Annotated in this window: 6 protein-coding genes; 4 read left to right on the top strand and 2 right to left on the bottom strand. The window is 74.1% G+C overall.

Annotation, left to right across the window (positions count from 1 at the left end):
- A partial coding sequence (gene rox, locus ACFV4N_RS36815) for a rifampin monooxygenase (RefSeq protein ID WP_499677292.1) occupies positions 1-1323 on the bottom strand: 1323 nt, incomplete at its 3' end.
- A 307-nt stretch (positions 1324-1630) separates the two neighbouring features.
- Here rox and ACFV4N_RS36810 point away from each other — a divergent pair.
- From ACFV4N_RS36810 to ACFV4N_RS36800, 3 genes are all read left to right on the top strand, one after another.
- On the top strand, positions 1631-2494 hold the full coding sequence (locus tag ACFV4N_RS36810) for an SGNH/GDSL hydrolase family protein (protein ID WP_499677291.1): 864 nt from the start codon (positions 1631-1633) through the stop codon (positions 2492-2494).
- Position 2495: 1 nt separating this feature from the next.
- Positions 2496-4457 (top strand): hypothetical protein, encoded by a 1962-nt coding sequence (locus ACFV4N_RS36805; protein WP_499677290.1) that lies wholly within the window; start codon positions 2496-2498, stop codon positions 4455-4457.
- A 390-nt stretch (positions 4458-4847) separates the two neighbouring features.
- Entirely contained in the window at positions 4848-5996 is a 1149-nt protein-coding gene (locus tag ACFV4N_RS36800; protein WP_499677289.1) for an acyl-CoA dehydrogenase family protein, read from the top strand.
- Between the two features lie 13 nt (positions 5997-6009).
- On the opposite strand, the gene ACFV4N_RS36795 is transcribed toward ACFV4N_RS36800, so the two are convergent.
- Positions 6010-6480: a MarR family winged helix-turn-helix transcriptional regulator gene (locus ACFV4N_RS36795; RefSeq protein WP_499677288.1), complete on the bottom strand. Its 471-nt coding sequence runs from the start codon at positions 6478-6480 to the stop codon at positions 6010-6012.
- Between the two features lie 85 nt (positions 6481-6565).
- On the opposite strand from ACFV4N_RS36795, the gene ACFV4N_RS36790 reads away from it, so the two are divergent.
- A partial coding sequence (locus tag ACFV4N_RS36790) for a hypothetical protein (protein ID WP_499677287.1) occupies positions 6566-7164 on the top strand: 599 nt, incomplete at its 3' end.

The raw sequence follows: 7164 nt of genomic DNA, 5'->3' as shown, positions 1-7164 counted from the left end.
CGGCACGTCCAGCTCCTCGCTGACGTCGACGACGTGGTCCACCCGGTCCGCCCACCCCTCGACCGAGAGGCCGCCGGTCTGGTCGAGCAGCAGCCCGCGCCCGCCGCGCGTCAGCTCGTAGAGGCGCCCCCGCCCGAGCGCCACGTCCCGCAGCCGCCTGCCGAGCAGGTCGTGGCCCTCGCCGAAGTCGTAGCGGATGTCGATCGCGACGACCTTCTCGACCAGGTACCGCTTCACCTCCTCGAGTTCCACCAGCTCCACCAGCAGCCGCCGCACCGCCTGCGGCCCCGGCTCGGTGGACAGCAGCTCCATCTGCGCGCGGGTGTTGTCCAGCACGGAGACGGCCACCGGGCGCCGTTCGGCCTCGTAGGTGTCCAGCAGCCCGTCCGGCGCCCAGCCGCGGACCTCGGCGGCCAGCTTCCAGCCCAGGTTGAACGCGTCCTGGAGGCCGAGGTTGAGGCCCTGGCCGCCGGTCGGCGGGTGGACGTGGACCGCGTCGCCGGCCAGCAGCACCCGGTCGGCCCGGTAGCGCTCGGCCAGCCGGGTGCCGTCGCCGAAGCGGGACAGCCAGCGCGGCGAGTGCACGCCGAAGTCGGTGCCGGCGACCGCCCGCAGTCGGCGCCGGAAGTCCTCCAGCGTCGGCGGGGCGGCGCGGTCCTCGGCCACCCCGTCGGCGGGCACGACGACGCGGCACGCCCCGTTCCCGACGGGACCGACGCCGAACCGCTTCTCGGTCTTGCGGATCTCGGTCACCACCGCCGCCACCTCGTCGAGCGGCGTGGTCACCTGCATCTCGCCCAGCAGCGTCTCGACCCTGGTCGGCTCGCCGGGGAAGTCGATCCCGAGCAGCTTGCGCACCGTGCTGCGACCGCCGTCGCAGCCGACGAGGTAGCGCGAGCGCAGCCGGGTGCCGTCGGCCAGCTCGGCGGTCACCCCGTCGTCGTCCTGGCTCAGCCCGACCAGCTCGCAGCCGCGCCGGATCTCGGCGCCGACCTCGACGGCGCGTTCGGCGAGCAGGCGGTCGGTGGTCGGCTGCGGGATGCCGAGGACGTAGGGGTGCGTGGTGTCCAGCCGCTCGGGCGGCGAGGTGGGGATGGCGGCGAAACCACCGATCGGGTGCTTCTTGCCGTGCGCGAGGAACCGGTCCAGCAGGCCGCGCTGGTCCATCACCTCGATGCTGCGCACGTGCAGGCCGAGCGAGCGGACCACCTCGGTCGGCTCCGCCTCCCGCTCCAGCACGAGCACCCGCACGTCGTGCAGCCGCAGCTCGCCGGCCAGCATCAGGCCGGTCGGCCCGCCACCGGCGATGATCACGTCGAACATGAACCGCCCATTCATTGGTTTTTTCCGGCCGGTCTTCTTGGGTGTTCCGGCCGAGTTCGCTTACGTCGCGAATTCCTGATTCACGCAGGTCGTGGCTTCGGCCGCACATTCTGCGACAGCACCCCGGTCTTGCCGCAAGACCCCCTGTGCGCTATAAGTTGAAGGTGGCGGGGAGACGGTGTTCTCCCCGCCTTTCGCGTTCGGCGCGCAGGGTGAAATTCCCCGGGGCGGTGGTCAGGACCGCCCGGCGTGCGGCACGCTGCGAGGTGGCAGTGACGCCGATCACACCCGCACCCGGAGGTCACCCGTGAACGCCCGCCTTCGCCGCGCCCTGTCCGCCGCCACGGGGGTGGTCGCCCTGGTCTTACCGGTGGCGTCGCCCTGGTCGCCCGCCGCGGCCGCGGAACCCCTGTCGTACGTCGCGCTCGGCGACTCCGCGGCGTCCGGACCGCTGATCCCCATCCCGACCGGTCCGCCGGCCTGCGGCCGGTCCACGCGCAACTACCCGCACGAGCTGGCGGCCCGGCTCGGCGCGTCGCTGACCGACGTGACGTGCGGCGGCGCGTCGACCAGGCACCTGGCACAGCCCCAGGAGCTGTCGCTGCTCGGCCTGCCCGCCGGCACCGCGCCGCCGCAGTTCGACGCGCTGCGCCCGGACACCGACCTGGTCACGTTGACCATGGGCGGCAACGATGTGGGCCTGGTCGGCATCGCCGAGGACTGCGTGCGGCTCGACCCCGCGGCCACGCCGTGCCGGGGCGAGCACGAGGCGCGCCTCGCCCAGCGCCTGGCCGAGTTCGGGCCCAGGCTGGCCGCCGCCCTGGACGGCATCCGCGCGCGGTCGCCGCAGGCTCGCGTGATCACCACCGGCTACGGCCTCTACATCAAGCCCGGCGGCTGCTGGCCGTTCCAGCCGGTCCTGCCGGCGGACGCCGACTTCCTCCAGGGCGGCGTGGACCGGCTCAACCTGGTCATCGCCGAGCAGAGCGCGGCGCACGGCGCGGAGTACGTCGACCTGAGGACGCCGAGCGCCGGGCACGACGCGTGCCAACTCCCCGCGGACAAGTGGGTCGAGGGGTACGTGCCGACCGACCTCGCCGCGCCGCTGCACCCCAACGCGCGCGGTGAGGCGAACTACGCCCGGATCGTCGCCGGCCACCTGGGGGCGTGACGTGAGGCTGACCCTGGTCATCGCCCTGCTCTCCCTCGCCGTCGTCGCGCCCGCGCCGGTCGCCGCCGCCCTGCCCGCCGCCCAGCCCGGCGGCTGCGACCCGCTCGGCGGCGGCTCCGAGTGCCTGCTGCCCTTCCCCAGCGACTGGCACACCCGGCCCGACCCGACCACGCCGACCGGGCGGCGGCTCGCGCTCACCCGGGACGTGCTGCCGCGCAACGCCCTGGGCAGCGCGGTGGACCCGACGCCGTGGAACCGGGCGGACGGTTTCTCCCCCGGCTCCGCGCTGATCGTCCACGTGCCGGGCCTCGACCCGGTGGCGACCGGGATGGCCCCGGTCACCGACATCGGCCGCTCGCTCGACGCGGACTCGCCCGTCGTGCTGCTGGACGCGGCGACCGGCGAGCGGTGGCCGCACTGGGCTGAGGTCGACACCAACGACCCGCAGGGCCGGGCGCTGCTGGTCCACCCCGCCCGCAACTTCCGCGACGGGCACCGGTACGTCGTGGCGCTGCGGGGCCTGAGGGACGCCGCCGGCGGTCCGATCGCGCCGAACGCCGCGTACGCGCGGATCGCCGGGGCGCCGCTGCCCGACCACGACCCGCTGGCCGCGCGGCAGCGGCAGCTCCGGCCCGCCCTGGCGGCGCTCGCGGCGCACGGCCTCGACCCGCTCTCCCTGCACCTGGCGTGGGACTTCACGGTCGCGAGCACGCACGGCCTGACCCGCGACCTGTTCACCATCCGCGACGACGCCCTGCGCGCCCTGGGGTCGCGGGCGCCGGCGTCGACCGTCACCGGGGTCACCGACTTCACGCCCGAGCAGGACGCGCGCATCGCCCGCGAGGTCACCGGCCGGGTCACCGTGCCGAGCTACCTGGCGCTGCCCGGCGGCCTGCCCGGTTCGGTGCTCCGGCGCGACGCGGACGGCACGCCGCGCCGCTCCCTGTTCGGCTCGATCGAGGCGGGGTTCCGCTGCGAGGTGCCGAGGTCGGCGTTCACCCGGCCGTCGTGGCCCGCCCTGTACGGCCACGGGTTGCTGGGCTCGCGCTCGGAGGTGGGCGCGGGCAACGTGAAGGCGATGGCCGCCGAGCACGGGTTCACCTTCTGCGCCACCGACTGGATCGGCATGGCGCAGGACGACATCCCGGTGGTGCTGGCCGCGCTGGCCGACGTGAACCTGTTCGCCGCGATCCCCGAGCGCTCGCAGCAGGGCGTGCTCAACGCGATCTTCCTGGGCCGGGCGCTGGCGCACCCGGAAGGGCTGGTCGCGCACCAGGCGTTCCGCACCGACGACGGCCGCCCGCTGGTGGACACCACCCGCCCGCTGGTCTTCGACGGCAACAGCCAGGGCGGCATCCTGGGCGGCGCGCTGGTCGCGGCCTCGCCGGACCTCGGCGCCGCGGTCCTCGGCGTCACCGGCATGAACTACGGCCTGCTGCTCAACCGCAGCAGCGATTTCGCGCCGTTCCACCGGGTGCTGGACCTGTCCTACCCGGACCGGCTGCGCCAGCAGGTCGTCATCCAGCTGTTGCAACTGCTGTGGGACCGGGGCGAGACCAACGGCTACGCCAACCGGCTCGGCGACCGCCGCGTGCTGATGCACATCGCGTTCGGCGACCACCAGGTCGCGAACGTCGCGGCGGACGTGCAGGCGCGCACGATCGGCGCCCGCCTGGTCGCACCGGCCCTGGCGCCCGGCCGCAGCCCGGACCGCGTGCCGCACTGGGGCATCGAGCCCGCGCCGCTGCCGCACGCCGGTTCGGCGATGGTGGTGTGGGACAGCGGCACGCCCGCACCGCCGACCACGAACACGCCGCCGACCGAACCGGAGTACGGCCGCGACCCGCACTCCGACCCGCGCTCGTCCGCTGACGCGCGCCGGCAGAAGGCGGTTTTCCTGACCACCGGGGTGGTGGTGGACGTGTGCGGTGGAGCGCCCTGCACGGCGCTGCCGGTGGGGTGATCGGGAACTGCCGGCCGGCAGGTGGCGCCGGCCGGCAGGCAGTGGAGGACGGCGGTCGGCGGATGGCGCCGGGCGGCGGGCGGTGAAGGGCGGTGGCGAAGAGCGGCGGGCGGCGGCTGGTGGGCGGCGGCGGGCGGCGTATGGCGGCGGACCGTAGGCGGCAGGCGGGCGGCGGATGGTCCCGGCGGCGTCGAGCCGGCGCGGCGGCGTGCGTTCCCCCGCGCGGGGTTCCGGTCAGCCCGATCGGCCCAGTGGCGCGGCACCGTGCGGCACTGGCGGTGAGTGCCTGGTCCTCGTTCGAGTGCTTGTCCCGCGAGCGCCCGGAACCGTTGATCTCCTGTGGCACAGTGGGTTTGACGAAAGGCCGGGTCACGAGCACGGGGGAACACCATGTCCGATCTCGTCGAACGAGTGCGCGCCCTCATCCCCCTGCTCCGGTCCAACGCCGCGCGCTGCACCGCCGACCGCCGCGTCCCCCGCGAGAACCTGGACGCCCTGCGCGAGACCGGCCTGTTCCGCGTGGCCCTGCCCCGTCACCTGGGCGGCCTGGAGTGCGACGTGCGCACGAAGTTCGCGGCGATCACCGAGGTCAGCCGGGGCTGCGGCTCCACCGCCTGGGTCTCGATCATCTACCTGGACTCCGTCTTCCTGTACGCGAAGTTCCCCGACGAGGTGCAGGAGGAGGTCTTCGCCGACCCGGAGGCCTTCCACTGCACCACCCTGGCCGCGCCGGGGCGGGCGGTGCCGGTCGACGGCGGGTACCTCGTGTCCGGCCGCTGGCCGTTCAACAGCGGGTGCCTGGACGCCTCGTACATGCTCCAGCCGGCCGTCGTCGAGGGTGGCGGGTTGGCGCAGTTCATCATCCCCGCGCGCGAGCTGACCATCGAGGACGACTGGTACGTCAGCGGTTTGGAGGGCACCGGCAGCAACACGGCGTCCGGCCGGGACGTCTTCGTGCCGCACCGGCACGTGATCGAGGCGTCGCGGCTGCTCGACCAGGAGCACCGCAGCGAGCGCAACGCGGGCTCGCCGTTCTTCCGCCACCCGCCGCTCCCCTACCTGCTCACCAGCGCCGCCGCGGCCTTCGTCGGCATGGCTGAGGCGGCGTACGAGTTCTACCTGGAGCGGCTGCCCCACCGCGGCCAGGTCGCCTACTCGGGCCCCGTCCTCCACCGCGACGCCGCGGTCACCCACCTCCAGGTCGCCGAGTCCCGGATGAAGATCGACTCCGCCCGCCTGCTGGCCGAGCAGGCCGCCGACCTGCTCGACGAGCGCGTCGCCACCGGCGCGGGGTGCGACCGCGACGACCGGGCCAGGGTCTGGGGCCAGGTCGCCTACGTGACGAGGCTCTGCACCGAGGCGGTCGAGGCGCTGCGCCTGGGTTCGGGGGCGTCGGGCATCACCACGAAGCTGCCCATCCACCGGATCGCCAGGGACGTCCAGGCGCTGGCCACGCACGCGGTCCTGACCCCGACCACCGGCATCGAGCACTACGGCCGCGCGCTGTGCGGCGTCGAGCCGAGCACGCCGCTGGTGTAGGCCCGGGGCGGTCTCAGCGGGACCGGGTCGCCGCGGCGATCAGGGTGATCAGCTGGCGGCGGAAGTGGTCGTAGTCGTCCACCGCGCCGAGCAGCGACTCGGACTCCTGCTCCTCGCGGCGGGCGACGGCCAGCACGTCCCGGCCCGGCGGGGTGATCTCGACCAGCGTGCGGCGGCGGTCCCGGGTGTCGGGGCGGCGGGTGACGTGCCCGGAGCGGTCCAGGCGGTCGATGGTGCGGCTCATCGTCTGGTCGGTCACCTTGCACAGCGTCGCCAGCTCGCGCTGGGCCAGCGGGCCGTCGGCGAGGTGGTGCAGCGCGATCAGGCCCGCGTGCGTGAGGCCCAGCCCGTTCAGCACCTCGTCGAACCGGCTCTCCACGACGCGCGCGGCCACCGACAGCAGTCGCCCGGTCGGCCAGGAGTCGACGTCGGAGCGCACCTGGTCCGGCCGGTGCGACACCTCCCGTTCGTCCCCTCGGCCCATCCGACCATCTTCGCAGAGCGGTCCGGACGGGCGCCCCCGGGAGGCGAATCGTTCAGCTTGCTGACCGTTTGCCATGATGCTCAGCATGCTGAACGTTGTGCGGGGTCGCAGTCGGCTGCTGGTGTGGGGGGTGGTCGGGAGCTTCGCCCTGACCGGCCTGGTGTGGCTGCTCGGGCAGCGGCTGCACGGGGTCGCCCTGCTGCCCGACCAGGGTGCCTCCTGGTACTACTGGAAGCTGCCGGAGCCCACGTCCTGGACGCGCGCGTCGGCGTGGGCCGGGTACGTGGCGCACCAGGTCGTGTCGTGGGGCCTCATCTACTACGCGCAGACGCGGGTCCGCCGCTACACCACCGGCCTGCACCGGGTGAACGTCGTCGCGCTCGCCGTCAACGGCGGGTTCATCGCCCTGCACGCCCTCCAGACCCAGGTGTTCTACGACGGCATCGCCCAGGACGTGTCGATCTTCAGCTCGCAGGGTTCCGTGGTGCTGCTGCTGGTGGCCGTGCTGCTGATGGAGAACCGGCGACGCGGGCTGTTCTTCGGCCGTCCCGCGCCGATCGCGGCCGACGTCGTGGGGTTCGTGCGGCGGTACCACGGCTACCTGTTCAGCTGGGCCGCGGTCTACACGTTCTGGTATCACCCGATGGAGTCCACCAGCGGCCACCTCATCGGGTTCTTCTACAT

The sequence above is a fragment of the Actinosynnema sp. NPDC059797 genome (assembly GCF_042732085.1).
Classification (GTDB): domain Bacteria; phylum Actinomycetota; class Actinomycetes; order Mycobacteriales; family Pseudonocardiaceae; genus Actinosynnema.
The sequence above is the reverse complement of the archived record's forward strand: the minus strand, read 5'-3'. Positions and strand labels throughout refer to the sequence as shown.